The organism is Paenibacillus sp. FSL L8-0435, from assembly GCF_037965655.1.
GTDB lineage: Bacteria > Bacillota > Bacilli > Paenibacillales > Paenibacillaceae > Paenibacillus.
In genome coordinates this window covers 5850329-5876662 of record NZ_CP150185.1, presented here as the reverse complement: position 1 = coordinate 5876662, position 26334 = coordinate 5850329, and the positions used below count along the sequence as shown (strand labels likewise).

Sequence of the window (26334 nt, the reverse complement as noted above, 5' to 3'; positions counted from 1 at the left end):
ATTGATAACAGCAATAAGGACTCACTTATAAGCCAAGTCCAAAAAGGTCCGGTAAACATACCGGGCCTTTTTTTTGTTCTTCAATGAAATTAAGGGAAAAGAAATTTAGCGGTTGGAGATCATTTCATGCTAACCATCGGTGGGGGGAACTTGTGTAGAAGGCGCTTTCAGTTGTTGACTGGTCATGTTGGCCTTATTAGGGTCCAGGGTGAGGATGGTATGACAGAACATACAACGATCTGTTTTGCCAAGCATTTTGGTTAACTTCCCGCATTCCGGACAGTCGACTTGTACTGCACTGGTGGAGAGCATACCCGCCCAGAAATAAATGGCTAGACTGGCCATCATGGCAATCAGTCCGATGACGAGCCCTACAGCTGCGAAAACTTTGCCTGCATGTCCCCAGAAAACAATCCCGGCTGTTCCCAGTATCATTAGGCCCATACCTAGCATGGTCAGTAGTAATCCCCAAGTGCGAAAAGCATTAATTTTTGCTGATTTAAAAATCATGAAAAATGCTCCTATCGTATGAGTAGTATCGGACCTGGAAAAGAAGGAAACTTCAGTCTGGATGTAGAATTACATTATAACTGACTTGGCGCTTATCTGCCATGAAATGTATGGAGGGAATCGTGGAATTAAAGAACCTTGCTTTTTTGTCCGAACAGTCGGAAGAGACAGGGGCAGTTGGGGCTATCGCTTATTCCCACCCGGGAGAGCGATTCCACGGCTCCCTAATTCAAGATTTCGAATTATTAGTACTTGTTGTTCATAATGATGATCAATTGAAGTCGGCAGTGGGACATTACAGATATGGTGATCTTCGTTATCAGATGATCTATGCGAGCCGTCATGAATTAAAGAGTAGTGTAGTTACCGGGAATCATAATAATCTCACCCAGTGTCTGATTGAAGGTGAGATTATCTGGGAAGCGGACAGCGCCTTAAGTGATTTGCGAGAAGAACTGTCTACCTTTGGGGCAGAATTGCGTGAGCAGAAGTTGCTTCATGAATTCACCAGTTTCTTGAGAATGTACGTGGAGGCCAAACGTCATATTCAGGAAGGTCATGTTGTAGACGCCTATTACAATGTATTAGAGGCTCTGGGGAACTGGGCAAGAATTGTATTGATTGAACAGGGGATATACCCGGATCATGCCGTCTGGACACATGTGCAGAATCTGGATCGCGCTTTATGGAAACTATATCAAGAGCTTACCGTAAGCTCGGAGACGCTGGAGCAGCGAGTAGAGCTTGTCCTGCTTGCCTGTGAGTTTTCCGTAATGTCCAAAATGAGTGAATGCTCAGAATTGCTGCTGCGTGTGTTAAGAAGTCGCAAGGAGCCGTGGAGCATGAATGAGCTTGTTCATCATCCGCAGTTAAGATTTGTTCGAGAAGATCTGCCTTTGGTGATACGTAAGCTGGTCTTTCGTTCTATTGTAAAAGAATCGGCAGGATGGCCATCGATCGGAGGAGAGGGCCGGGAGATTCGGTATTGGATTGAGGCATAACCTTCTCCAGAAGCCTGACATTATATTGATCACATAAGGGAGGGGAAACCTTCCTTTTTTGTTTGTTTAATAATTTATAAAAAGATGTTGACTCTCATTCACGATATATGATACATTATATTTCGTTCCCCAAACGAGATTATCGCCAACAAATGATAATTTCTTCAGAGGAAAAGTGAAGAACTAAAGCTTCAAAAAAGAAATTAAAAAAAGTTCTTGACGAAAACAAACGAAATGTGTTACATTATTTAAGTCGCCGCCGAAACTTGGTTGAGACGAAAAAGAAGTAAAACAAATCGTGTTTGATCTTTGAAAACTGAACAACGAGTGAGTGAACATTCTGCTTGCAGAATGAACGCGAAAGTTGAGAAGGCCTTGGCTTGGATCGACTGGAGCACAAATGAGATTTTTAATCTCGTCAGATTCAAAATGAGCTTATCGCTCTTTTCAATACTTTATTGGAGAGTTTGATCCTGGCTCAGGACGAACGCTGGCGGCATGCCTAATACATGCAAGTCGAGCGGAGTTGATAGGAAGCTTGCTTCCTTGATACTTAGCGGCGGACGGGTGAGTAACACGTAGGCAACCTGCCCTCAAGTTTGGGACAACTACCGGAAACGGTAGCTAATACCGAATAATTGTTTTCTTCGCCTGAAGGAAACTGGAAAGACGGAGCAATCTGTCACTTGGGGATGGGCCTGCGGCGCATTAGCTAGTTGGTGGGGTAACGGCTCACCAAGGCGACGATGCGTAGCCGACCTGAGAGGGTGATCGGCCACACTGGGACTGAGACACGGCCCAGACTCCTACGGGAGGCAGCAGTAGGGAATCTTCCGCAATGGGCGAAAGCCTGACGGAGCAATGCCGCGTGAGTGATGAAGGTTTTCGGATCGTAAAGCTCTGTTGCCAGGGAAGAACGCTTGGGAGAGTAACTGCTCTCAAGGTGACGGTACCTGAGAAGAAAGCCCCGGCTAACTACGTGCCAGCAGCCGCGGTAATACGTAGGGGGCAAGCGTTGTCCGGAATTATTGGGCGTAAAGCGCGCGCAGGCGGTCATTTAAGTCTGGTGTTTAATCCCGGGGCTCAACCCCGGATCGCACTGGAAACTGGGTGACTTGAGTGCAGAAGAGGAGAGTGGAATTCCACGTGTAGCGGTGAAATGCGTAGATATGTGGAGGAACACCAGTGGCGAAGGCGACTCTCTGGGCTGTAACTGACGCTGAGGCGCGAAAGCGTGGGGAGCAAACAGGATTAGATACCCTGGTAGTCCACGCCGTAAACGATGAGTGCTAGGTGTTAGGGGTTTCGATACCCTTGGTGCCGAAGTTAACACATTAAGCACTCCGCCTGGGGAGTACGGTCGCAAGACTGAAACTCAAAGGAATTGACGGGGACCCGCACAAGCAGTGGAGTATGTGGTTTAATTCGAAGCAACGCGAAGAACCTTACCAGGTCTTGACATCCCTCTGACCGGTACAGAGATGTACCTTTCCTTCGGGACAGAGGAGACAGGTGGTGCATGGTTGTCGTCAGCTCGTGTCGTGAGATGTTGGGTTAAGTCCCGCAACGAGCGCAACCCTTATATTTAGTTGCCAGCACTTCGGGTGGGCACTCTAGATAGACTGCCGGTGACAAACCGGAGGAAGGTGGGGATGACGTCAAATCATCATGCCCCTTATGACCTGGGCTACACACGTACTACAATGGCCGGTACAACGGGCTGCGAAATCGCGAGATGGAGCCAATCCCAACAAAGCCGGTCTCAGTTCGGATTGCAGGCTGCAACTCGCCTGCATGAAGTCGGAATTGCTAGTAATCGCGGATCAGCATGCCGCGGTGAATACGTTCCCGGGTCTTGTACACACCGCCCGTCACACCACGAGAGTTTATAACACCCGAAGTCGGTGGGGTAACCGCAAGGAGCCAGCCGCCGAAGGTGGGATAGATGATTGGGGTGAAGTCGTAACAAGGTAGCCGTATCGGAAGGTGCGGCTGGATCACCTCCTTTCTATGGAGAATCGTTTCCTGCAACGGAAACATTCAAATACGCAGCTTAGCTGCAAAAACACTCACTCGTTGTTCGGTTTTGAGAGCTCAAACTCTCAAACAGCTTGCTTTTGCATGGAGCTTGTTCTTTGAAAACTAGATATCGAAACGAAACAAACGCGAATTAGAACATTCCTTTTTAGCTGAACTTGTGTTAAACAAGTTTCAATAAAAACGGTAGTCAAATTGCTTTTGTGATGGTATCGGGTGAGAGCGACTTTTGGCTTTGCGCAAGCAAAACAAGGGAAGCGAGCAGTCAAAACCGGAACAAAATGGTTAAGCTACTAAGAGCACACGGAGGATGCCTAGGCGCTAGGAGCCGATGAAGGACGTGGCGAACAACGAAACTGCCTCGGGGAGCTGTAAGCAAGCTTTGATCCGGGGGTGTCCGAATGGGGAAACCCAGCTGGGGTAATTTCCAGTTACTCATAACTGAATACATAGGTTATGTAGAGGCATACCAGGGGAACTGAAACATCTAAGTACCCTGAGGAAGAGAAAACAATAGTGATTCCGTCAGTAGCGGCGAGCGAACGCGGAGAAGCCCAAACCAGAGAGCTTGCTCTTTGGGGTTGTGGGACGTCTCACATGGAGTTACAAAGGAACCGGTTAAGCGAAGAGGTCTGGAAAGGCCCGCCAAAGAAGGTAAAAGCCCTGTAGTTGAAAGTTGGTTCCCTCCGAGACGGATCCCGAGTAGTGCGGGGCACGTGAAACCCCGTATGAATCCGGCAGGACCATCTGCCAAGGCTAAATACTTCCTAGCGACCGATAGTGAAGCAGTACCGTGAGGGAAAGGTGAAAAGCACCCCGGAAGGGGAGTGAAATAGAACCTGAAACCGTGTGCTTACAAAAAGTCAGAGCCCGTTTTAGGGGTGATGGCGTGCCTTTTGTAGAATGAACCGGCGAGTTACGTTCCCGTGCAAGGTTAAGGTGAAGAGCCGGAGCCGCAGCGAAAGCGAGTCTGAATAGGGCGACTTAGTACGTGGACGTAGACCCGAAACCGGGTGATCTACCCCTGTCCAGGGTGAAGGTGCGGTAACACGCACTGGAGGCCCGAACCCACGCATGTTGAAAAATGCGGGGATGAGGTGGGGGTAGCGGAGAAATTCCAATCGAACTCGGAGATAGCTGGTTCTCCCCGAAATAGCTTTAGGGCTAGCCTCGGAAAACAGAGTCGTGGAGGTAGAGCACTGATTGGGTGCGGGGCCCGCAAGGGTTACCAAGCTCAGTCAAACTCCGAATGCCATAGACTTACTTCCGGGAGTCAGACAGTGAGTGCTAAGATCCATTGTCAAAAGGGAAACAGCCCAGACCATCAGCTAAGGTCCCCAAGTGTGTGTTAAGTGGGAAAGGATGTGGAGTTGCACAGACAACCAGGATGTTGGCTTAGAAGCAGCCACCATTGAAAGAGTGCGTAATAGCTCACTGGTCGAGTGACTCTGCGCCGAAAATGTAACGGGGCTAAACACACCACCGAAGCTATGGCTTGATGCTTTGCATCAGGGGTAGGGGAGCGTTGTATAAGGGTTGAAGGTGTACCGTAAGGAGCGCTGGACATTATACAAGTGAGAATGCCGGTATGAGTAACGAAAAGATCAGTGAGAATCTGATCCGCCGAAAGCCTAAGGGTTCCTGAGGAAGGCTCGTCCGCTCAGGGTAAGTCGGGACCTAAGGCGAGGCCGAAAGGCGTAGTCGAAGGACAACAGGTCGAAATTCCTGTACCACCGTAAGCCGTTATGAGCAATGGGGGGACGCAGTAGGGTAGTGACGCGGACTGATGGATGTCCGTCTAAGCAGTGAGGCTGATGTGTAGGCAAATCCGCACATTGTAAGGCTGAGCTGTGATGGGGAGCGAAAATTACAGTAGCGAAGGTCATGATCTCACACTGCCAAGAAAAGCCTCTAGCCAGGTGATGGTGCCCGTACCGCAAACCGACACAGGTAGGCGAGAAGAGTATTCTAAGGCGCGCGGAAGAACTCTCGTTAAGGAACTCGGCAAAATGACCCCGTAACTTCGGGAGAAGGGGTGCCCCGGTAGTGTGAATAGCACGAGGGGGCCGCAGTGAAAAGGCCCAAGCGACTGTTTAGCAAAAACACAGGTCTGTGCGAAGCCGTAAGGCGAAGTATACGGGCTGACGCCTGCCCGGTGCTGGAAGGTTAAGGGGAGTGGTTAGGGAGTAATCCCGAAGCTGTGAACCGAAGCCCCAGTAAACGGCGGCCGTAACTATAACGGTCCTAAGGTAGCGAAATTCCTTGTCAGGTAAATTCTGACCCGCACGAATGGCGTAACGACTTGGGCGCTGTCTCAACGAGAGATCCGGTGAAATTTTAATACCTGTGAAGATGCAGGTTACCCGCGACAAGACGGAAAGACCCCATGGAGCTTTACTGCAGCTTGATATTGAATTTGGGTACGATCTGTACAGGATAGGTGGGAGCCTTTGAAGCATGAGCGCCAGCTTGTGTGGAGGCAACGTTGGGATACCACCCTGATCGTATCTAGGTTCTAACCTGGTACCGTAATCCGGTGCGGGGACAGTGTCAGGTGGGCAGTTTGACTGGGGCGGTCGCCTCCTAAAGAGTAACGGAGGCGCCCAAAGGTTCCCTCAGAATGGTTGGAAATCATTCGAAGAGTGCAAAGGCATAAGGGAGCTTGACTGCGAGACCTACAAGTCGAGCAGGGACGAAAGTCGGGCTTAGTGATCCGGTGGTACCGCATGGAAGGGCCATCGCTCAACGGATAAAAGCTACCCTGGGGATAACAGGCTTATCTCCCCCAAGAGTCCACATCGACGGGGAGGTTTGGCACCTCGATGTCGGCTCATCGCATCCTGGGGCTGAAGTAGGTCCCAAGGGTTGGGCTGTTCGCCCATTAAAGCGGTACGCGAGCTGGGTTCAGAACGTCGTGAGACAGTTCGGTCCCTATCTGTCGTGGGCGTAGGAAATTTGAGAGGAGCTGTCCTTAGTACGAGAGGACCGGGATGGACGTACCGCTGGTGTACCAGTTGTTCCGCCAGGAGCACCGCTGGGTAGCTATGTACGGACGGGATAAACGCTGAAAGCATCTAAGCGTGAAGCCCCCCTCAAGATGAGATTTCCCAGTATGTAAGACCCCTTGAAGACGACGAGGTAGATAGGCTGGGGGTGGAAGTGCAGCAATGCATGGAGCTGACCAGTACTAATCGGTCGAGGGCTTATCCAATAGCAAGTTGTAATTCGCATGTTTCGTTTCGAATCTAGTTTTCAGAGAACGATCTCTGAAGCATATTCCCTGATAGCTCAGTTGGTAGAGCACTCGACTGTTAATCGAGTTGTCACAGGTTCGAGCCCTGTTCGGGGAGCCATATGGAGAGGTGTCCGAGCTGGCCGAAGGAGCACGATTGGAAATCGTGTAGGCGTCACAAGCGTCTCGAGGGTTCGAATCCCTCTCTCTCCGCCATAATATTAAGGCCCGTTGGTCAAGGGGTTAAGACACCTCCCTTTCACGGAGGTAACAGGGGTTCGAATCCCCTACGGGTCATAATAACTTCAAAAAAAGAAGTTGATTTTTACAACAAGATTATGATATGATCATAAATGTGTTGTTCGGAGGCTTAGCTCAGCTGGGAGAGCATCTGCCTTACAAGCAGAGGGTCGGGGGTTCGATCCCCTCAGCCTCCACCATATAAACTTTATAACGACGCGGGGTGGAGCAGCCCGGTAGCTCGTCGGGCTCATAACCCGAAGGCCGCAGGTTCAAATCCTGCCCCCGCAATTATACTTTCCTTTGAGAAAGTGATCTGGAACCGTGGTGTAGTTGGCCTAACATGCCTGCCTGTCACGCAGGAGATCGCGGGTTCGAATCCCGTCGGTTCCGCCATTTTTTATTTTAGTAAGGCTCGGTAGCTCAGTCGGTAGAGCAGAGGACTGAAAATCCTCGTGTCGGCGGTTCGATTCCGTCCCGAGCCACCATTTATAACACTATGTAATACGCCGGTGTAGCTCAACTGGTAGAGCAACTGACTTGTAATCAGTAGGTTGGGGGTTCAAGTCCTCTCGCCGGCACCATGTAATCCTGGAGGATTAGCGAAGTGGCCAAACGCATCAGACTGTAAATCTGCTCCCGTACGGGTTCGGTGGTTCGAATCCATCATCCTCCACCAGTTTTTAGGGGCATAGTTTAAAGGTAGAACAACGGTCTCCAAAACCGTTGGTGTGGGTTCAATTCCTGCTGCCCCTGCCAATTAACTTTTTAGAAAATAACCTTTTGTGGCGATCGTGGCGAAGTGGTTAACGCACCGGTTTGTGGATCCGGCATTCGGGGGTTCAATTCCCCTCGATCGCCCCTTTGTTTTTTTATTTTTTATTGGGGATTAGCCAAGCGGTAAGGCAACGGACTTTGACTCCGTCATGCATAGGTTCAAATCCTATATCCCCAGCCATTATGCGGACGTGGCTCAGCGGTAGAGCATCGCCTTGCCAAGGCGAGGGTCGCGGGTTCGATTCCCGTCGTCCGCTCCAAAATATGGCGCCATAGCCAAGTGGTAAGGCACAGCTCTGCAAAAGCTTTATCCCCAGTTCGAATCTGGGTGGCGCCTCCAGCATATGCCGGCGTGGCGGAATGGCAGACGCGCTCGACTCAAAATCGAGTGGGAAACCGTGGAGGTTCGAGTCCTCTCGCCGGTATATTGAATAGCCCTACATGTTGCTTATGCAATGTGTAGGGCTATTTTTATTTTATATAAATTGCTTTTTTGTATTGTAAGGATAGTTGGACGTTAATAAAGATTGACGTATGATTATATTCAGTATATTGTAGATAAGTAAAGTCTTTAATATAAAGGAGTGAAGTAGAGTGACTAATGGAAAAAATGTATCGGATACCGATCTCTTATTTGATCTTTCTGTATGGGAAGAGGCATGGAAGAATCGTCCGAGAAATTCAAAATATAAGAAGAATAGTACCCCCGTTAATACAGAAGAAGTTTTTGAGCGCTGGGCCAGGGATTATCATGCACAGTCGTTCACTGAAGAAGGAAAGCAGCGTTCTGAGCGCATTATGGGCTGGATTGAGAATCAGGGTGTGGAATTCGCAGGGTTATCCATTTTGGACATTGGAGCCGCTTCAGGCATATTTACCATTCCTTTTGCGGAGAAGGGTGCAAGTGTGACCGCAGTTGAGCCTTCTGAGTTGCTTGTCTCCCTTATGAAAGAGACGATACCTTCAGCTCTGGAATCCAAAATCGAAATCGTAAACGAACGATATGAGGAAATCTCTATTCAGGATAAAGGCTGGGAGAAGAAATATGACTTTGCATTTGCATCCATGTGTCCGGCGATGTCGGATTGGGAAACGATCGAGCAGGCGATCAATTGTGCCCGGAAGTATGTGTATATAAGTACTATGGCGGGACAGAAGGAACACACACTAATGGATGAACTTAAGGATATACTGGGGGTAACTTCTTCATATAAGGCCGGTGATATGGGTTATATTCAACAATTGTTGTATTTGAAGGGGTATTCATACACCATGATCATTACGAGAGAAGTTAACTCATTTGAAGTACCGGTGGAAGATGTTGTAGAGAAGCTGCCAGAATGGCTTAATACGTATGAGTTACCATCGGATGAAGATTCTCTCAGATTGGCTGAGAAGTATATCCGAGATACATACAAGGATAGTACGGTGACCTTCTCACACGGAGCAAGGTTTGGTAAAATTCTAATTCAACTTGAGCAGCCCAATATGAAAACAGTTTGCACTAAGGATAAACGATAAATCGTATAAGCTGCGTACGGTCTGAGGATCAGGAATAGAGACGTGGCAACTTAGTCTTACGTCTGAGGTAACGCTAGCAAGCATTGCACCGCCACCACAAGAAGATGCACGTGTGAAACATATGAAGTTAAGATTATAGAAATGAAATTGTAAGTGAAGGGAGCAGATATGTGCTCCCTCTTTTTTTGAAGCGAATAATTAATTGACTATACTAAACAACATCTTCGGTTACTTGAAGATGTTAAGCTGCTTCATGAGACTGCACATGGCTAAAGCCAATCTTTATTCAAACATCGAGACAACGAAAAGCAAAACACAGACCTAGTTTTCAGAGAATGATCTCTGAAGCATATTCCATGATATTTCAGTTGGTAGAGCACTCGACGGTTAATCGAGTTGTCACAGGTCCGAGCCTTGTTCGGGGAACCATATGGAGAGGTGTCCAAGCTGGCCGAAGGAGTACGACTTACAATCGTGCTCCTTTTTCTAATTTCTGTTCGACACTTCTGCTTTTTGCTTACGCTCCCGATACTGACCGGGGGTGATTCCTTCCCATTTACGGAATGATCGGATAAAGTTTTGCGGATTGTTGTACCGAAGTCGTGCTGCGATATCTTTAACGGTTAGATCACTTTCGTCCAGCCATTTTTTAGCGATATTAAATCGGTACTTGGTCAGATATTCACTAAATGCACAGCCTGTCTCTTTGCGGAAGACACTACTTAAGTAGTTGGCATTGTAGTGAAGCTTCAAGGCACATTCCTCAAGCGTCAGATCCTTATCATAATCTTGATGAATCATGGCAATCATCTTCTCAGATATATGCTGATACTGGGCATACTGTCTTGCTTTAAAAACCTGGATGATGGGCAAGATGACTTGATGTTTAAACCAATCCTCAACTTCAGCAGCGTACTGCAAACTATGAAGTTCATGAAACATCGAGCCACGACCTTGGGAGATCTGTCCGAGTCGTATGCCGGATTCCTGAGTCATTTGCAAAATATGTGTGAGTAGCCTCGTAAGAGCCACCTCATACTCCTCGGGTGTAACCTCCATACCAAAGATCACTTCAAGCAGTTGTTGCAAAAGAGCAGAGGCCTGGACTTCGTCCGCATTTTGAATAGCTTGGATCAACGAATATTCCAATGATTCCGGGTAGGTCATGGACCAAGTGGGAGCGTAATGATCTATGTTCTCATATTGAAAAATAATGCCTGTTCCCAGCTTCATCCGATGCCTCAGTGCTTCCATGGCTTCTGTGTAAGCTTGAGGGATGTGATGTAGAGAGCTGTGCGGCTGGCTGAAACCTATACTGACTTGAAGAGCCAGAATCTTATCCATCTGTTGTTGTAACTGCTCTGTTAATACATATAGCTGCTGTGAAAAAATAAACTGATCCTGTTCAACGGTCCCAATCACCGTGACTACCGTATGTTCCAGCACAATGGGAAGCAATTGTTGGTTATGCACAACCGTTTCCTCCAATATATTTTGAATAGCGAATAATAAGAGGTCACGATCACTAGCTCTATATTTTGTATGATTAACAAGATCGGCCTGTAGTGTAATAACAGCAATTTGTTGCCATTCCCGAACCTGATGCGTGTAGCCATATTCATTCAGGGTGCCATGAAGAGTATGAACAGGGATCTTACCCTGGAACAGATTCATCATAAAATGATTGCGAATCTGCAATAGATGCACATTAAGTGTGTTCTCTAATTGGGAGCGAGAAGCAGATAATTGTGAGACCCCTGCTCTGATCTGTTCGAACTCATCAGAAAATGGTGGTGATTGCTGAGCTACCGTGTTTCCTTCTTTGGACAGGTGGTTGTCACCAAGTTGGGTTAAAAGTATACGAATCGGGACATGCATTCGCTTGGAGCCGAGCCAGGCGAGTAATAATGAAAGTAAAAGTAAGAAGATACTGATATACAAGGTGTGTAATCCGATATCGATATATTCTTGTGTCAGAATATTGGTAGGTGAGATTAGAATATAAGTCCATCCTTTTAAGGTAGAAGGGCTATACGTCAGAGAATAATGTGTATCGGCGATCTTAACTTCCCGTTTTTCAAAACCCGTTGAAAATGTGATGGGTGATAGCTTGGTTATGTTGGCTTCCGTATCCCGATCCTGTAATCCAATGGCAGACAACGGTTGTCCAATGTATACAGGATCGGGATGCACCAAGATACGTTGTTCCCGATTCAAAATGATCAGTCCTGAGGCAGCATTGCCTAAGGAGGCTTCGCCTAGTGTATTTTGCAAAGAACATGCAGGAATTCCCGCAATCAGGGCAGCATCGGAAGACGTATTCAGATTCGGAATAGATCTCGCAAGGGCAATATGATAGATACAGCCTGTACCGGGTGAACGCTCATCATTACTGAATACCGATGAAGGGGAGAGCTGCCATCCAGAAGTTAACGTATCCGAAATCAATTCCTTCATGGGAAGAGCCAGTGGAAAATCCGTATTACGATATAATCCGGCATGATCAATAAGCCAATTCTGAGATTGATTCACCAGAGTAATATCCAGCAAAGGTTCCCATGACCTCATATTCTGAAATTCGCTCTGCAGCTTGTCGGCAAGCAAAGGTCCTTTCCCTTCTAGTGAAGAAGAAGCAGACAGGGAACGAAGGGTTACTGGAGAGCGAACGGCCTGATCAAGCATATAACTGACTGTAGCGAGTTTGTGTTCTACGTTGGATTGCATTTGTTCCAGCAACTGTCTGTTGGCCTGCATACGATGCAGCTCAGTTTGGTTTGATGAATAGATAAATGCGGCAATTCCCGTTAACAAAATGGGCAGGGTGCTTAACAGGATTCCGAAGATGATCATTTTATGGAGATAGCTGATTGGTCGCACAGTTTCAGTTCCACCCCTGACATTAGAAATAGTAACACTTTCTATTTTAGTAAACGCTTACATATAGAACAATCTAAATTTTGTTTATTTGGATAAATAAGTAATTTTATGAGAGGGTATAGAAGTGGAGATAAGGGATTGCTGATAGATGATTTTGCAGAAAAGGTTAGAGAAACGGCTTGGACTGACTATCCAATACGGAATCATGAGAAACGAAATTGCAGTGTGAACGTAAATAGAGACATGGACATCATTCTCTCTACCTGGTGATATCGGGTGAAGTAGAGCCTGAATACGGGGAATAGAAGCTATCTGGAGTGCTATTCAGCTTAGGTGGAACGTTGGTCTTATATAGGGACAGTCAAAGGTCCAACTAGATCCCCGACCTGAGTCTAGGATGAAAAACCGTCCACGGTCTGTTTTGAAAAGTCGCGGAATCCCCTAGAATAAGGACATAAGGTTAAACAAGAAACACAGAAGCAAAAAACAAGAAACAAACGAACAAATGACTCAACACATTAAAACGAACGAATGGAAGGGCGGTGAACAACAATTATGAGATTGAATAAGGGAAATGGCTGGGCGATTGTATTGATTGCGCTGGGAGCACTACTCCTCTTCGGAAAGTTAACTCCACTTCTTGGACACTTAATGGGTTATCTGATTCCGGTCCTGATGATTGCACTGGGATATTACGGAGTTAAACGAGGGAATGTGATGCTTGGCTGGATTGTTCTCATCATCGGTATCATCTCACTGATGGGTAAACTGGCATGGTTGATCGGACCGATCATCGCGATCGGGTTAATCATCTTTGGTATCTCAATGCTAAGCAATAACCGCAGTCGTCGTGGTCGGTACTAAGCTTTCACGATTATGAAAAGGAGGGACAGAACATAATGAGTGTATTTCGTCGAATGCGGGATATTACCGTAGCCAATCTGAACGAACATTTGGAGCAAAGTCAGGATCCAGTCAAACTGATTGATCAGTTCCTGGTCTCGACCCGCCAAGACATCGGTGAAGCCGAGAAACTTCGTCATCAATATGCAAGCCATACCAGACAAATGAAACAACAAGCCGATCAGGCAGCAGGTATGGTGAACAAACGGGAAGAGCAGGCTTCCATGGCTCTGAAAGCAGGGGAAGAACATCTCGCTAAGCTGGCCTTGCAGGAGAAAATCCTCCACGAGGAAAAAATGGAACAGTACAATGAATTGTATGCACAAAGTTATGCGGCATTACAGGAGCTGGATGAACAGATCGACCAGCTGAAGGTTGAATATCAGAATGTATACAGCAAACGCCAATATTACTACGCTCGTATGCAGACGATTCAGTTACAACAACGTATGAACCAGAGAGGCAACCACAACGGTCAGAATGTACCCCGTATGTTTAACCGACTGGATGATCAAGTCTCTGATCTCGAATATGAAGCACAAAGTCTCCGCGATATCCGGCGGATGAATCAAGATGGTTCAGGAGTGACTGGCAGCATGTCATCCTCTACGCTGGATAAGGAACTGGAGCGCTTAAGACAGAAATTGAACAATGACAGAAAGGAGTAGTCACATGAGTAAATTATACCGCTCGGCGCGTAATCGAATGCTAACAGGTTTGATCGGCGGCATTTCTGAAAATCTCGGATTGAGTACCACGCTGCTACGTATCATCTTCTTCATCAGTATTTTCGCTACGGGAGGTACATCATTGTTGATCTACTTCATCGCTGCATTGGTCGTACCAAAGGAATCCAATCACGTTGATCCATATGCTTATGATTCCAACGTAAGAGGATATAAGTAAACGAAAGGAGCAAGCACATGAGCAAATTATACCGCTCAACGCGTGACCGGATGTTAACCGGCTTGTGCGGCGGAATTTCCGAAACCATCGGAATGGATTCCACCCTGCTGCGTATCATCTTTGTTATCAGTATCTTCGTAACTGGCGGCACGTCGTTGTTAATATACTTTATTGCAGCACTGGTGGTACCAAAAGAACCGTATCCGCCTTATGATCCATATGGCTACGGTCCGGGCCCAGGCCCTGGTCCTGGCAGAGGATACAACAACTATGATCACCAGCCACCAAGAGGTCCTTTTCAAAATAATCACAACCAACAAGGTCCTGGTAACTTCGGTCCCGGCCCTGGATACAACAGCAGACCCCAATCTGGTCCGCGTTCTTATGACAACAACGCCTACGGAGCAGGTGCACCGCAAGAAAGTGAACTTGATTCCATGATGAAAGATATCGAGAAAAAAGCACTGAAAAAAGAAGTTGAAGAGCTTCGCCAAAAATTATCTCGTTACGAGAAGGGAGAAAAGTAAAATGGGAGTATTTAAACGGATTAAGGATATGACGAAAGCATCGGTAAATGATATGTTGGATAAAGTAGAGGACCCGATTGTAATGTTGAACCAGTACTTGCGTGATATGGAGGCAGAGATTCATGAGGCAGAGGTAACTGTTGCCAAACAAATGGCAAATGAGCGTCGCATGAAACAACGTTTGGATGAAGCAGAGCGTACTTCGGTACAACGTGAGTCCCAAGCAGAAGCTGCTCTGTCTAACGGTCAGGAAGAAGTGGCACGCAAGTTGTTGGAAGAGAAAATCTACTTTGATCAAAAAATTACGGAGTACAGCGAACTGCATGCACAGTCCGAAGCACAAGCAAAAGATCTGTTGCAACAGTTGCATGATATGAAAGATGAGTTCTACAAAATGCGTAACAAACGTAATGAACTTGTATCCCGTGCACAAATGGCAAAAGCCAAAAAACAAATGTCTTCCATCAACAGCTTGCATTCGATCGAAAGTGGCGGCGCATCACTTGGATTCCACCGCATGGAAGAGAAAATCATGCAGCTGGAAGCTGAAGCTGACGTAGCTCGTGCACCTTATCGCAACACATCATCCACGTACACAAATCCTGTAGATGTGGAAAAACAGTTCAAAGTGGACCAGCAATTACAAGCCCTCAAGAACAAAATGGGCAATGGTTCCAAGAATGAAGCGAACGGAACTTCAAAAGAATAACTGTTCGCTTAGTGGACAATATGATATTCTATAAATCGTGTATAATGTACGGTTGGTAGAACAAAAGTTAAGCCATACAGGACTTCATTGCCTGGTATGGCTTTTCCGTTGAATAAAGAGAGATTAACTTACAGAGGAGGTGCGGCGGGGATGAATCAAAAGAGTAAATGGCTTGCAGTTGTCATTATGATTATTGGCACAATGATGTTATTGAATGACAATATTAATTTCCTGACCGCTGCCGCACTGATTCTGTTAACGGTTGGAATGCTTCAAGTCCGCAATGGGGATACCCGCAAAGGTCATCGGTATCTTGGCATTGGTGCGGCACTGTTATTGCTGGATAATTTAATGATTGTATTTTTGATTGTACTGGCATCGTTAGCTTACTTTTATTCAAAAAACAAAAAGATTCATCTGGACGAAGGCGTTATGAAGAAACAGAATTTCATGGCTCGGTACTACTGGGATCAATCATCCTGGACGTTACGTAGTATGAGTCTGTGGCATGCCATAGGTGAGGTTAACGCCGATCTATCTCTTTCGATTCCGGAGGAGAAACAAACAATTGTGCTGCTGCAAGGAGTTATGGGTAATGTTCGCCTTACGCTACCAGAAGATTATGGTGTGGAGATTGAAGCATCGGTTCTTTTCGGCCGGATTAATCTTCTTGGAGAACAAGATAGCGGTATGATGAACAAATTAGTATGGAGAACACCTGGATATGAATCCAGTGAACATAAAGCAAAATTTGTCATTTCTTATATAGTTGGCGACCTAAGCATCAGTAATCCGTAGTAATATAGATGAAGAGAAGGAGGAGACCCCGATGAAGACAAAACGACATACCGACATGGTAACCCGAAGTATGGGTGAAGGGATCCTCCTGGTTTTCATTGTGCTCGCTGTTATTTTGTATGTATTGTATACATATGGTTATCTTGCTCCGTTTACAGGCTGGCGCCATCTGATTCAATCGGGTCTGGCCTTATTGCTGCTTCTGATTGGAATCGGTGCGGTCTTTGGGTTCTATCAGAGTTACCGGGTTAAACGCCGGCTTGAACTGCTGCGGGAAACACTTCTACTGTGGGAGAAGGGCTCTCTATCACGCACTGTACCTGATCTGGGCGATGATGATGTGGGTCGTCTAAGTGACCAACTCGGACGAATCGGCAAAAAGTGGGAAGATCAGGTATCTTCGCTCCAGCGATTGTCTACTCATAATGCACAGCTTGCTGAACAAGCCAGAATTACGGCTATTGTGGAAGAGCGGCAGCGTTTGGCACGGGAACTGCATGATGCGGTATCGCAGCAATTGTTCGCGATATCCATGACAGCAACGGCCGTTGGACGGAAGATGGAGAAGGATTTTGAACGTGCTCAGCGGCAGGTGGCTTTGATTGAGGAGATGGCTTCGGTAGCTCAGTCCGAGATGCGTGCGCTACTGTTACATCTGCGGCCAGTCTATCTGGAGGGTAAACATCTCGAACAAGGTCTGCGTGATCTGGTGATGGAACTGAAAACCAAAGTACCCATGGACATTGTGTTCGAAATGGACGAAGACATTGATCTGATCAAAGGCATCGAAAATCATCTGTTTCGAATCGTCCAGGAGGCTATGTCCAATACATTACGACATGCAAAAGCGGAAAAAATGGAGATACGGATCCAGCGCCGTACTGATGCGATCCGGGTATTGATTCGTGATGATGGGCAAGGCTTTGATCTGGATGAGAATAAACAAGCTTCCTACGGTCTGGCTAACATGCGTGAACGTGTTACGGAGATTGGCGGAGCCATACAATTTGTAACAGCGCCTGGTAAGGGAACGCGGATTGAGATTACGATACCTTTGATGAACGATGAAAGCGAGGAAGAACATGTCAATGGAACCGGAAGTCGAAACGGAGACGGAAACGTCGATCAAAGTATTGCTCGTGGATGATCATGAGATGGTACGTATTGGTCTTGCAGCGGTACTGGATACCGAAGATGGAATTGAAGTTGTTGGTGAAGCAGGTAGTGGAGAAGAAGGCATTCGGCTCGCACAGGAATATAAGCCTGATGTTGTTCTGATGGACCTGGTTATGGAAGGAATGGATGGCATTGAGGCTACTCGTCAGGTACTTAAAATGTATCCGGAGTGCAAAGTCATTGTATTGACCAGTTACCTGGATGATGAAAAAATGTATCCTGTCATTGAAGCAGGCGCATTCAGTTATCTGTTGAAAACATCAAGAGCCAATGAAGTGGCAGATGCGATTCGCGCAGCCGCTCGCGGACAATCCGTTCTGGAGTCACAGGTGGCTTCGAAAATGATGAATCGGTTCCGGCAGCCACAGGCAGCAGCTCCTTTGCATGATGAGTTGACAGACCGTGAAATGGATGTGCTCCGGTTGCTCGCCAAAGGTAAATCGAATCAGGACATCGCTGATGATCTGATCATTGGTATCAAGACGGTCAAATTCCATGTTACCAACCTACTGGCAAAATTGGGCGTAGACGACCGTACACAGGCTGCGATCTATGCTTATAAAAACGGACTTGCAGAGTAATAACAAGAACTATATGCTATAACATCATTAAGCCAAAGAACCGTGCATTAATGTGCGGAAGTTATAGAGAATGGAAAGCTCCGATCTGCCATGCATGTGGCGGGTGGGGCTTTTTTGTTGTGTTCAGAAGAAGTATAGGTAATGTGGGAAAGGGGCATGCTGTTGATAGATTCATAGAATGCAAGAAAGAGCGGGGGATTCGAATGTTAAATCGTTGGATAACAGCAGGTATATTGGCAATAGCAATCATTATTCTTATCGGTGTGACACAGGTATACGCAGAGAAAAACGAACCCAAAGCAGCCCAACTGGAACAGTTAATCGATACTGCTGACAGCATGATTGATAATGTTGATCGTCTGGTTATTAAATGGCAAGGAGAAGGCAAGGGAGATGCACAAGCGCAGGCCGTGTTACTGGCAAGTCACTTGGGGCTTGAACCACCTGTGCGGGTACGCCAGACGGGCCATGATGTGTATCGCAGTGAGATGGTTGTCAATGAGGCTACTGGAGCAACAGGGATGTTGGTTAATGTCGTCGAGACAGGAGATAACGGCTACTACGCCATCGTACAACTTTCAGGGGATGCCCACACGGATCGGAAGGCATTAATGACAGTACATGAACAGATCGGCCAACTGCTTGTAGATTCAGGCATGAAGGCAACCTGGAATATGTCTGTGCAAGGTACAGCAGGTACTGCTACTGAACATGATGCGAGTCAGCAATTGGAACTGATCGAAGAACAGCTGTCCATAAAGGTGGATATCACCTCCGTCGAACGTTATACAGATGCAGGCACTGCAAGTGTCTCTTATAAGGCGGCTGAGCTGCCATTGTCGATCAAGAGTGGCTCGCATATGTTGAATATGCAACTGGCAGTTCACCAAGTTGGGGAAGAGGTCGATAATCGAATTACAGTGGGGTTTCCGGTGATTACGATTGAATATTAAGGGATGAATTTTTCATGAATTGGGACCCAATATTGAGAATCTTTATCAGAAAAATGAGTTTGAAATAGTGCATCCATTCAGTTGATATGCTAAAATGGCATCACATCCAAGAAGGAACTTGCTGGTAATTGACAGTTGTATGTCGTGCATATATAACACCATTACATAGCTCGGGGAGAGCATGAAGGTTATCTTCCCGGAAGAAAGAGGAGCCCATGGTTGAAAAACAATTGCAAGATGAAGTACAGACACCAGGCGCAGTATTTTTCATTTTTGGAGCAACGGGTGATTTGGCCCGCCGGAAGCTGTTTCCGGCTATCTACAGTCTTTACCGCGAAGGCAAGCTTGCAGAAGACTTTGCGGTTATTGGCGTAGCACGTCGTCCGAGGTCCCCAGAAGAATTCCGGGAAGACATCTATGAATCCATTAAGGAATTCTGCCGTTATCCAGCGGGGGAACCTGATGAGTGGAACGCTTTTGTCGAGCATTTTGAATACAAAGCACTGGATATCAATAATGTGGAAGGGTTCAAAGAGCTGCGTGCGCAGACGGAGCATCTGGAATCAAAGTTTAACACGCCGGGGAACCGGCTGTTCTATCTGGCACTGGCGCCTGAGCTGTTTGGCAGTGTCTCGTACAGTTTGCGGGACGGCGGTATGCTGGACAGTCAGGGGTGGAACCGTTTGGTGATCGAAAAACCATTTGGTTATGATCTGCAATCCGCTGAACATCTGAATGAGCAGATTCGTGAGGTATTCCGTGAAGAGGAAATCTATCGGATTGATCATTATCTGGGCAAGGAGATGGTGCAAAATATCGAAGTGATCCGCTTCGGGAATGCTTTTTTTGAACCGCTCTGGAATAACAAACATATTGCCAACGTTCAGATTACGCTCGGTGAAACAGTAGGCGTGGAAGAACGTGGCGGTTATTATGATCACTCCGGTGCACTGCGTGATATGGGGCAGAATCATATGCTTCAGATGCTGACGATGATTGCGATGGAGCCACCAAGTCGCCTGTTCCCGGAGGATATTCGGGATGAGAAGGTGAAGGTATTGCGCTCATTGCGAGCCTTTACTTCGGATGATGAAGTGAGCAACAACGTTGTGCGGGGACAGTATTCCGAAGGGGAGTACCGTGGCAAGCAGCTTCCGGGGTATCGCCAGGAAGACAAGGTTGATCCACAGTCGAATACGGAGACTTATTTTGCAGCACGTGTATTCGTGGATAATTTCCGCTGGGCGGGTGTTCCATTCTACATTCGGACAGGCAAGCGTCTTCCGGTGAAAACAACCGAGATCGTAGTTGAGTTCAAGTCGATGCCAAACAACGTGTACCTTGGGAAAAAGTATAAGCTCGAACCGAACCTGCTGGTTATTCGGGTGAATCCGATGGAAGGCATATATATCAAAATCAATGCCAAGAAACCAGGCTCAGATTCCGAGATTCAGCCACTCGCAATGGATTTCTGTCAGAGCTGCATGATTGGAATTAACTCGCCTGAAGCATATGAACGTCTGCTGCACGATGCTGCAGAGGGGGATTCTACGTACTTTACCCGTTGGGATGAAGTGGCAACAGCCTGGTCCTTTGTGGATCGGATTGCAGCAGCCTGGGGACAGAATCAGGGAGAGCTTCATACGTACCCTGCTGGAACATGGGGGCCAGAAGCGACAGATAAGCTACTGGAGCAGGACGGATTCCACTGGTGGCCGGTGAATGGTCAGGACGAGGACAGCGTGATCTGGCAAGTGAATGGTTAGGGTAAGGGCATTAACAATATACACAAGATGACTGAGCCTGGGGAAATCGCAAATTTTGCGGTGTACCCAGGCTTTTTAGCGGGGGAAAGGTAGGTATCCATCATAAGGAAACAAGTAATTTAAATTAAGTTGTTGACAAAAAGTAAGTATGTAACTTATACTCAACACATGAGTTAAAGAGTTACGCAAATGACAAACTTCATTCGGGCAAACGTTTCGGATAAGTTATCATTCATGAGATAAAATGTAAACCAGTTGAAGGGGTTTGCGACAAAGAGAATCATGAAAAAAATATGCATAATATCTTTAATCTAAGAATACTATTTTGTATATATCGAATGGAGGAAAAAGAAAATGATGTTGGATGTAGGGTTGTTGTTGATTCGTTTGGTGATTGGATTGTCGTTCATGGCGCATGGGGCTCAAAAGCTGTTTGGTTGGTTCGGAGGTTACGGGATCAAGGGTACAGGCGGCTGGTTTGAGTCGATGGGCATGAAGCCTGGTGCATTGGTGGCGTTACTGGCTGGACTTGCGGAATTCGGTGGCGGATTGCTGTTGGCTCTGGGTCTGCTTACACCAGTAGGTGGCATTCTGATTGCATTGACGATGGTCATTGCGATTGTGAAAGTCCATGGTGCGAACGGTTACTGGTCCACACAGAACGGATTCGAATATAATCTCGCGATTCTGGTGATTGGTGTAGCGCTGGCCCTGACGGGTGGCGGACAATACGCGCTGGATGCATTGATTTTCTAAACCCGAAAAATAAAAATGAATGAGGAGTGCCTGGATGCCATGGAAAATGGCTGAAGGGTGCTTTTTTTTGCAAGTGAAAAGAGAAGAATCTGCGGTAGTAATCGGTTATTTTCAGTACAGATTATGGTACAATAGGAGAGTTGGGTTAAGAAGCAGTTCACGGTATGCATGAAAGCACAGATTTGAGGAGGATGAACTCCATTGTAAATGTGTAAAATTAATCTAGTGAGTAAATACCTAGTACGTAAAAACTCGTGTACAATCAACCGGCCTCGCCGGATTGCATAAAGATTGAATGATGGACCGGCCATGCCGGATTAACGTGAATGAACGGACGAAAGGGATTAAACCTATGAGCAAAGCTGCAAATGAAATTCTTCAACAGGAAGTGGACAAACGCCGGACGTTTGCCATTATCTCTCACCCGGATGCGGGTAAAACTACATTGACCGAGAAACTGTTGCTGTTCGGGGGCGCGATTCGCCTTGCGGGAACGGTAAAGGCTCGGAAAGCCAGCAAACACGCAACAAGTGACTGGATGGAAATTGAGAAACAACGGGGGATCTCGGTTACTTCTTCCGTAATGCAATTTGATTATCTGGATCATCGCGTTAACATTCTGGATACACCGGGTCACCAGGATTTCAGTGAAGATACGTATCGTACACTGACGGCTGCCGATAGCGCGGTGATGTTGATTGACGTGGCAAAAGGTGTCGAGGCCCAAACAATCAAGTTGTTCCAGGTGTGTGCGAAGCGTGGCATTCCAATCTTTACGTTTATCAACAAACTCGACCGTGAGGGTAAAAGCCCATTTGACCTGATGGAAGAACTTGAAAATGTACTGGGTATTCGTTCGGTTCCGATGAACTGGCCTATTGGTACAGGTCGCGAGCTGTGCGGTGTCTATGACCGGATGAAAAATCAGGTGGAATTGTTCCAAGGGGACGATCACTCGACGATTAAAGTACAAAAGGTAGACGGCTACAAAGATCCAATTATCCGTGAGATGGCAGGAGAATACCTGCATGATCAATTGTGTCAGGATCTGGAGTTGCTGGATATCGCGGGCGACCAATTCGACATGGAGAAAGTTCAACGCGGCGAACTGACCCCTATTTTCTTCGGTAGTGCGATCAACAATTTCGGCGTACAGACCTTCTTGGAGAATTTCCTTGAACTGGCACCGAAGCCTGAACCACGTCGCAGTACGGCAGGAGAGATTCAGCCAACGAATGAGAAATTCAGCGGTTATGTGTTCAAGATTCAAGCGAATATGAACCCGGCACACCGGGATCGTATTGCGTTCCTGCGAATTGTATCAGGCAAGTTCCAACGTGGAATGAGTGTGAAGCATACTCGTGTGGGCAAAGAGATCAAGCTGTCACAGCCACAGCAATTCCTGGCACAAGACAGGGATATTGTGGAAGAAGCGTATGCTGGCGATATTATCGGTTTGTTCGATCCGGGTATCTTCCGGATTGGTGATTCACTGAGTCAAGGCAGCGAGGTGGTCTTTGAGGAGTTGCCAACGTTCTCACCAGAGATTTTCGCCAAAGTTACTGTGAAAAATGCGTTAAAACATAAACAGTACCAAAAAGGAATTGATCAGTTGACGGAGGAAGGAACCATTCAGGTGTTCCAGACGGCAAGTTTCGACGAGACAATCCTCGGCGTAATTGGTCAACTTCAATTCGAGGTATTTGAATACCGGATGAAAGGCGAGTACGGGGTAGACGTGCAATTGCAGCGCATGCCTTATCAGTTCGCTCGCTGGATTGTGGACGAGAATCTGGACCCAAGCAAATTCCGGATTAACTCTGCACTTGTAAAAGATAAAAAAGGGAATTATGTGGTGCTCTTCGAAAATGAGTACGCAATGAGAACGGCTATGGATAAAAATCCTACAGCTGAATTCCTGGAGACTGCGCCTTAAGTAAAGACAAAAGTATTTCGTGGGATTGTTAAAAGGTTAGTTAAACGTGACAAGCTCATGTGATGAGATAGAGCTTGTTAAAAATAAGATCCCTCCGCCGATTGGCGGAGGGATCTATTGCTATACACCTTACCTGGAGGCGGGTATGATCCAGCCGAATAAGGGAAAGCTTTCTTTTGCAGACAGAACAAACGTAATGATGGTTACCTTACCCTCCAATGCTTCGATTAACGAAGCGGTTGAACGGGAATGGTGTGCAGATGCTCCTGCGCGATTTGAATGAGTTCTTCCTGCTTGGCAGGTTCTGTGTTCTTCCAGATCATCTCGAAAATGGCGCCAAGTCCAGGTAATGCAGCTTCCGGTCCATCTACTGAACCTTCAATCATCTCCCGGAGCTGATCATCACTCTTGTCATGAACTTTATGAACAATCGCTTCACGCAGGCTTAATGTAATGGGCATCGCAATTCCCTCCTCGTATATTCGGCTGCTCTAATACTGTTCCCTGGGAAGCGCGAGCGCATTCAAGTTTATCGGGCTTTGTGGTATACTACGAAGGATTATTTACGTTAGCATGGGTATCCGTAATGATGCGTCATGCTGAAGTGCAGCGGGAGGTTAAGACCCTAATGGCCAAGAAACAGTATGCCGTAATTGGGATGGGACGGTTCGGATCAAGTGTTGCCAATGCACTGAGTGGCATGGGATTCGATGTGCTGGCAATTGATGCGGACGAGCAGCGGACTCAGGAAATGTCCAATGTGGTGACCCATGCGGTATCGGCAGATTCAACAGATGAAGAAGCGCTGCGTGCGCTGGGCATACGAAATTTCGACGTTGTCGTTGTGGCGATTGGTGAAGATATTCAGGCGAGCATTCTGACAACCCTGATATTAAAAGATATGGGAGTACCAGTGCTGATCGTAAAAGCTCAAAATGAGCTTCATGGTAAGGTATTGCAGAAGATTGGTGCAGATAAAGTCATCTATCCTGAGCGGGATATGGGACTGCGCGTAGCCCATCATCTGACCTCGCCTAATATACTGGATTACATCGAGTTATCTGAGGATTACAGCATTTTGGAGATGAGAGCCTCCGAGCAAATGATCGGTAAGAACCTGATGGAATTAAATATCCGTGCACGTTTCGGTTGTAACGTGATGGCGATTCGCAGTGGGAATTCGATGAACATCTCCCCGTACGCGGAGGACCGGATCGAGGCTGGAGATGTGCTGATCATTGTGGGTCACAAGGATCATTTGACGAAAATGGAGCTTGCGTATCCGAAGTGATGGATGCAGATGGGAAGGATGGAAAGATGGATATTGTATCACCGCAAAATACACGTGTAAAAGAATGGGCACAGTTGCTGGAGAAAAAGCATCGTACCCGTCAACATAAATATATCATTGAGGGCATTCATCTGGTACAGGAAGCATTACGTGCCGGAGCAGATCTTGAGTGTATTGTGTACGATGGAGAGCAAGGCGTACCGAATGAGCTTGCCGGGCTTGAAAACCCGCTTCAGCGTGTGGAGTGGGTCAGTGTATCTCCTGCGGTTATCGCCAAATGTACGGATACAATGACTCCACAGCCTGTATTCGCGATTGTGCGTAAAGGCAGTGAGCCACTGGAAAGCCTGATCGCAGGAGCGCGAGGGCTTGTTGTGGTGCTTGATGGGGTACAGGACCCAGGTAATGTAGGGACAATCATCCGTAGTGCGGATGCAGCTGGAGCCGCTGGGGTCGTACTTGGCGCGGGCTGTGCTGATGTATATAATCCGAAGACGATTCGTTCGACGATGGGCTCGCTGTTCCATCTGCCCATTGTGGAGGGCCAGTTGGAATCCTTGCTTCCCGAAGCGAAGGCTGCGGGCGTGAAGCTGGTTAGTACTTCTTTGCAGGCAGAGCATTCATGTTATAGTTATGATTTTACGCAGTCGGTATGGCTTGTCATTGGTAACGAAGGTAAAGGTATTTCAGACGCTACGGCGCGTTTGGTAGATGATGCGATTACGATTCCGATGCAGGGACAGGCTGAGTCACTTAATGCGGCAATGGCGGCGACGATTTTACTGTTTGAGGCGATGAGACAGCGGATATTTAACAAATAAATAATTCCTGTCTAATTGTATTTTTACCGTCCCTAACAAAAATTAACTGTCCCAAACCACCAAAGACTGGAGCTTGGTTGCCGCTTTTTCCCCAACCATTTCTCCAGTCTTTTATTTTCAATTGAACTCTTTTCAATTGAATTCATAAGTTGAACATGATCTTACTATTTCCATATAATTGAAGAAAACTAGAGGCCATTAGAAATGATACTAAAACTTTGGAAATGACTTAACAGTGCGTAGAATAATCGTAAGTTCATTATAGTTATTAGATCTGGATAGAAATATCATTTCAATATTTTTTCTCCATACCCAAACAGCAGTTGGGAGGAAAATAGCAAATAAGATGAGAAATATTGGATCAGACTATCGATGTTAGTGTGGTTAAACCTATTGTTTCTCAAAAAGTAATAAACTTCATCACACCGTAATGCAAAAAGAATTTCTTTATCATATGTAAGTTTTGATTTTCCAACGAGGTATGCTAGTTCCTTATATTCTGTTCGGATGTATTTTCGTGAAGATTGAATTGTGGCTAAGTGAGATAAAAGAGTAATCGTGCCTAGGCATACTAAGAAGATTCCGTAAAAGTAACCAGGTGAGTAATCCCATACTAACAATAAAACAATACAAAGTAGAAGTTGTGCCATGAGTAACGAACAAGATAATACAAATACTACCTCAAATCTACGGGCGCGCATATTAAAAAGTTTATTCCGTAGAGTTAATTCCTCGAAACAGATTTTATAGATTTGATGTTTTAATTTTTGATCAGCTACAGAATGTCTATTCATTAAATCACTCCTCTATATAGATTTTATCGGAGCGTCCCTTGGATTCTTTTAATGTTCAAGATTATTATTAAATGAATCATTTTTATAAATCGCCCGTCTAAAGAAGTATAGACTGCTTTCCATCCGGTTTTTCCTGTTTTTTTTAAAATTTAGGCGGCTACTAAAATGGCTTGTTTGGCGGCTTTCAGTCGATCACTTGCCAGCCGCGTGGCGTTGTAAATC

19 protein-coding genes, 15 tRNA genes and 2 rRNA genes are annotated in these 26334 nt (G+C 46.5%); 33 read left to right on the top strand and 3 right to left on the bottom strand.

Annotated elements, in window-relative coordinates; all coding sequences use genetic code 11:
• Window positions 1-129: 129 nt before the first annotated feature.
• Window positions 130-510 (bottom strand): DUF2614 family zinc ribbon-containing protein, encoded by a 381-nt coding sequence (locus NST33_RS26245; RefSeq protein ID WP_221820841.1) that lies wholly within the window; start codon window positions 508-510, stop codon window positions 130-132.
• Between the two features lie 122 nt (window positions 511-632).
• Here NST33_RS26245 and NST33_RS26240 point away from each other — a divergent pair, with 122 nt between their 5' ends.
• From NST33_RS26240 to NST33_RS26150, 19 genes are all read left to right on the top strand, one after another.
• Window positions 633-1511, top strand: a complete 879-nt coding sequence (locus tag NST33_RS26240; RefSeq protein ID WP_036607052.1) for a nucleotidyltransferase-like protein — start codon at window positions 633-635, stop codon at window positions 1509-1511.
• 455 nt (window positions 1512-1966) lie between these two features.
• Window positions 1967-3519 (top strand): 16S ribosomal RNA (locus NST33_RS26235).
• A gap of 312 nt (window positions 3520-3831) precedes the next feature.
• Window positions 3832-6759, top strand: a 23S ribosomal RNA gene (locus NST33_RS26230).
• The 16S and 23S rRNA genes sit together here with 15 tRNA genes alongside, the layout of an rRNA operon.
• A 66-nt stretch (window positions 6760-6825) precedes the next feature.
• Window positions 6826-6901, top strand: a tRNA-Asn gene (locus tag NST33_RS26225).
• A 3-nt stretch (window positions 6902-6904) separates the two neighbouring features.
• Window positions 6905-6996 (top strand) — tRNA-Ser (locus tag NST33_RS26220).
• A 9-nt stretch (window positions 6997-7005) separates the two neighbouring features.
• Window positions 7006-7077 (top strand) — tRNA-Glu (locus NST33_RS26215).
• 67 nt (window positions 7078-7144) lie between these two features.
• Window positions 7145-7220: transfer RNA gene (locus tag NST33_RS26210), tRNA-Val, on the top strand.
• 17 nt (window positions 7221-7237) lie between these two features.
• Window positions 7238-7311 (top strand) — tRNA-Met (locus NST33_RS26205).
• Between the two features lie 27 nt (window positions 7312-7338).
• Window positions 7339-7416, top strand: a tRNA-Asp gene (locus NST33_RS26200).
• A gap of 16 nt (window positions 7417-7432) precedes the next feature.
• A tRNA-Phe gene (locus NST33_RS26195) sits at window positions 7433-7508 on the top strand.
• Window positions 7509-7528: 20 nt separating this feature from the next.
• Window positions 7529-7604, top strand: a tRNA-Thr gene (locus NST33_RS26190).
• Window positions 7605-7613: 9 nt separating this feature from the next.
• Window positions 7614-7699 (top strand) — tRNA-Tyr (locus NST33_RS26185).
• Between the two features lie 6 nt (window positions 7700-7705).
• Window positions 7706-7779, top strand: a tRNA-Trp gene (locus tag NST33_RS26180).
• Window positions 7780-7808: 29 nt separating this feature from the next.
• A tRNA-His gene (locus NST33_RS26175) sits at window positions 7809-7881 on the top strand.
• Between the two features lie 22 nt (window positions 7882-7903).
• Window positions 7904-7978: transfer RNA gene (locus NST33_RS26170), tRNA-Gln, on the top strand.
• Between the two features lie 4 nt (window positions 7979-7982).
• Window positions 7983-8057: transfer RNA gene (locus NST33_RS26165), tRNA-Gly, on the top strand.
• 6 nt (window positions 8058-8063) lie between these two features.
• Window positions 8064-8137: transfer RNA gene (locus NST33_RS26160), tRNA-Cys, on the top strand.
• Between the two features lie 6 nt (window positions 8138-8143).
• Window positions 8144-8222: transfer RNA gene (locus tag NST33_RS26155), tRNA-Leu, on the top strand.
• A 169-nt stretch (window positions 8223-8391) separates the two neighbouring features.
• Entirely contained in the window at window positions 8392-9318 is a 927-nt protein-coding gene (locus tag NST33_RS26150; RefSeq protein WP_221823665.1) for a class I SAM-dependent methyltransferase, read from the top strand.
• A 486-nt stretch (window positions 9319-9804) separates the two neighbouring features.
• On the opposite strand, the gene NST33_RS26145 is transcribed toward NST33_RS26150, so the two are convergent.
• Window positions 9805-12195 (bottom strand): helix-turn-helix domain-containing protein, encoded by a 2391-nt coding sequence (locus NST33_RS26145; RefSeq protein ID WP_221823664.1) that lies wholly within the window; start codon window positions 12193-12195, stop codon window positions 9805-9807.
• Window positions 12196-12750: 555 nt separating this feature from the next.
• On the opposite strand from NST33_RS26145, the gene NST33_RS26140 reads away from it, so the two are divergent.
• The 12 genes from NST33_RS26140 (at window position 12751) to NST33_RS26085 (ending at window position 23206) form a co-directional block, all read left to right on the top strand.
• On the top strand, window positions 12751-13059 hold the full coding sequence (locus tag NST33_RS26140) for a hypothetical protein (RefSeq protein WP_017692311.1): 309 nt from the start codon (window positions 12751-12753) through the stop codon (window positions 13057-13059).
• A gap of 35 nt (window positions 13060-13094) precedes the next feature.
• Window positions 13095-13766 (top strand): PspA/IM30 family protein, encoded by a 672-nt coding sequence (locus tag NST33_RS26135; protein ID WP_017692312.1) that lies wholly within the window; start codon window positions 13095-13097, stop codon window positions 13764-13766.
• A 4-nt stretch (window positions 13767-13770) separates the two neighbouring features.
• Window positions 13771-14004, top strand: a complete 234-nt coding sequence (locus NST33_RS26130; protein ID WP_017692313.1) for a PspC domain-containing protein — start codon at window positions 13771-13773, stop codon at window positions 14002-14004.
• Window positions 14005-14021: 17 nt separating this feature from the next.
• Window positions 14022-14531: a PspC domain-containing protein gene (locus NST33_RS26125; RefSeq protein ID WP_091037976.1), complete on the top strand. Its 510-nt coding sequence runs from the start codon at window positions 14022-14024 to the stop codon at window positions 14529-14531.
• Window position 14532: 1 nt separating this feature from the next.
• The gene (locus NST33_RS26120; RefSeq protein ID WP_017692315.1) at window positions 14533-15240 is read left to right on the top strand and encodes a PspA/IM30 family protein; all 708 of its coding nucleotides are present in this window, start codon (window positions 14533-14535) and stop codon (window positions 15238-15240) included.
• A 150-nt stretch (window positions 15241-15390) separates the two neighbouring features.
• Window positions 15391-16038, top strand: coding sequence for a cell wall-active antibiotics response protein LiaF (gene liaF, locus NST33_RS26115; RefSeq protein WP_091020935.1), 648 nt, complete (start codon window positions 15391-15393; stop codon window positions 16036-16038).
• A gap of 31 nt (window positions 16039-16069) precedes the next feature.
• A complete protein-coding gene (locus NST33_RS26110; protein WP_221823661.1) occupies window positions 16070-17185 on the top strand; it encodes a sensor histidine kinase in 1116 nt (371 codons plus the stop codon).
• Window positions 17127-17795, top strand: coding sequence for a response regulator transcription factor (locus NST33_RS26105; protein WP_091020933.1), 669 nt, complete (start codon window positions 17127-17129; stop codon window positions 17793-17795). Before NST33_RS26110 ends, NST33_RS26105 begins: the two co-directional genes overlap by 59 nt.
• A 203-nt stretch (window positions 17796-17998) precedes the next feature.
• Window positions 17999-18748 carry a YwmB family TATA-box binding protein gene (locus tag NST33_RS26100; RefSeq protein ID WP_221823659.1) on the top strand — a complete coding sequence of 250 codons (750 nt, stop codon included), beginning with the start codon at window positions 17999-18001 and terminating at the stop codon, window positions 18746-18748.
• 215 nt (window positions 18749-18963) lie between these two features.
• Entirely contained in the window at window positions 18964-20514 is a 1551-nt protein-coding gene (zwf, locus tag NST33_RS26095; protein WP_221823657.1) for a glucose-6-phosphate dehydrogenase, read from the top strand.
• Window positions 20515-20871: 357 nt separating this feature from the next.
• Window positions 20872-21270, top strand: coding sequence for a DoxX family protein (locus NST33_RS26090; protein ID WP_024634146.1), 399 nt, complete (start codon window positions 20872-20874; stop codon window positions 21268-21270).
• A gap of 352 nt (window positions 21271-21622) precedes the next feature.
• Complete coding sequence (locus NST33_RS26085) at window positions 21623-23206, top strand: peptide chain release factor 3 (RefSeq protein ID WP_221823680.1); 1584 nt, start codon at window positions 21623-21625, stop codon at window positions 23204-23206.
• Between the two features lie 227 nt (window positions 23207-23433).
• On the opposite strand, the gene sspI is transcribed toward NST33_RS26085, so the two are convergent.
• A complete protein-coding gene (sspI, locus tag NST33_RS26080) occupies window positions 23434-23667 on the bottom strand; it encodes a small acid-soluble spore protein SspI (protein WP_036673259.1) in 234 nt (77 codons plus the stop codon).
• A gap of 128 nt (window positions 23668-23795) precedes the next feature.
• Here sspI and NST33_RS26075 point away from each other — a divergent pair, with 128 nt between their 5' ends.
• Both NST33_RS26075 and NST33_RS26070 read left to right on the top strand, forming a co-directional pair.
• Entirely contained in the window at window positions 23796-24497 is a 702-nt protein-coding gene (locus NST33_RS26075) for a TrkA family potassium uptake protein (RefSeq protein WP_076211287.1), read from the top strand.
• A gap of 26 nt (window positions 24498-24523) precedes the next feature.
• Window positions 24524-25318 (top strand): RNA methyltransferase, encoded by a 795-nt coding sequence (locus NST33_RS26070; RefSeq protein ID WP_221823656.1) that lies wholly within the window; start codon window positions 24524-24526, stop codon window positions 25316-25318.
• Window positions 25319-26334 lie beyond the last annotated feature (1016 nt).

Bases quoted from the DNA above. Each gene is read 5' to 3' on its own strand.
- NST33_RS26245 (WP_221820841.1), bottom strand. From the start codon at position 510: ATGATTTTTAAATCAGCAAAAATTAATGCTTTTCGCACTTGGGGATTA.
- NST33_RS26140 (WP_017692311.1), top strand. From the start codon at position 12,751: ATGAGATTGAATAAGGGAAATGGCTGGGCGATTGTATTGATTGCGCTG.
- NST33_RS26135 (WP_017692312.1), top strand. From the start codon at position 13,095: ATGAGTGTATTTCGTCGAATGCGGGATATTACCGTAGCCAATCTGAAC.
- NST33_RS26130 (WP_017692313.1), top strand. From the start codon at position 13,771: ATGAGTAAATTATACCGCTCGGCGCGTAATCGAATGCTAACAGGTTTG.
- NST33_RS26125 (WP_091037976.1), top strand. From the start codon at position 14,022: ATGAGCAAATTATACCGCTCAACGCGTGACCGGATGTTAACCGGCTTG.
- NST33_RS26120 (WP_017692315.1), top strand. From the start codon at position 14,533: ATGGGAGTATTTAAACGGATTAAGGATATGACGAAAGCATCGGTAAAT.
- liaF (WP_091020935.1), top strand. From the start codon at position 15,391: ATGAATCAAAAGAGTAAATGGCTTGCAGTTGTCATTATGATTATTGGC.
- NST33_RS26110 (WP_221823661.1), top strand. From the start codon at position 16,070: ATGAAGACAAAACGACATACCGACATGGTAACCCGAAGTATGGGTGAA.
- NST33_RS26105 (WP_091020933.1), top strand. From the start codon at position 17,127: ATGGAACCGGAAGTCGAAACGGAGACGGAAACGTCGATCAAAGTATTG.
- NST33_RS26100 (WP_221823659.1), top strand. From the start codon at position 17,999: ATGTTAAATCGTTGGATAACAGCAGGTATATTGGCAATAGCAATCATT.
- zwf (WP_221823657.1), top strand. From the start codon at position 18,964: ATGGTTGAAAAACAATTGCAAGATGAAGTACAGACACCAGGCGCAGTA.
- NST33_RS26090 (WP_024634146.1), top strand. From the start codon at position 20,872: ATGTTGGATGTAGGGTTGTTGTTGATTCGTTTGGTGATTGGATTGTCG.
- NST33_RS26085 (WP_221823680.1), top strand. From the start codon at position 21,623: ATGAGCAAAGCTGCAAATGAAATTCTTCAACAGGAAGTGGACAAACGC.
- sspI (WP_036673259.1), bottom strand. From the start codon at position 23,667: ATGCCCATTACATTAAGCCTGCGTGAAGCGATTGTTCATAAAGTTCAT.
- NST33_RS26075 (WP_076211287.1), top strand. From the start codon at position 23,796: ATGCGTCATGCTGAAGTGCAGCGGGAGGTTAAGACCCTAATGGCCAAG.
- NST33_RS26070 (WP_221823656.1), top strand. From the start codon at position 24,524: ATGGATATTGTATCACCGCAAAATACACGTGTAAAAGAATGGGCACAG.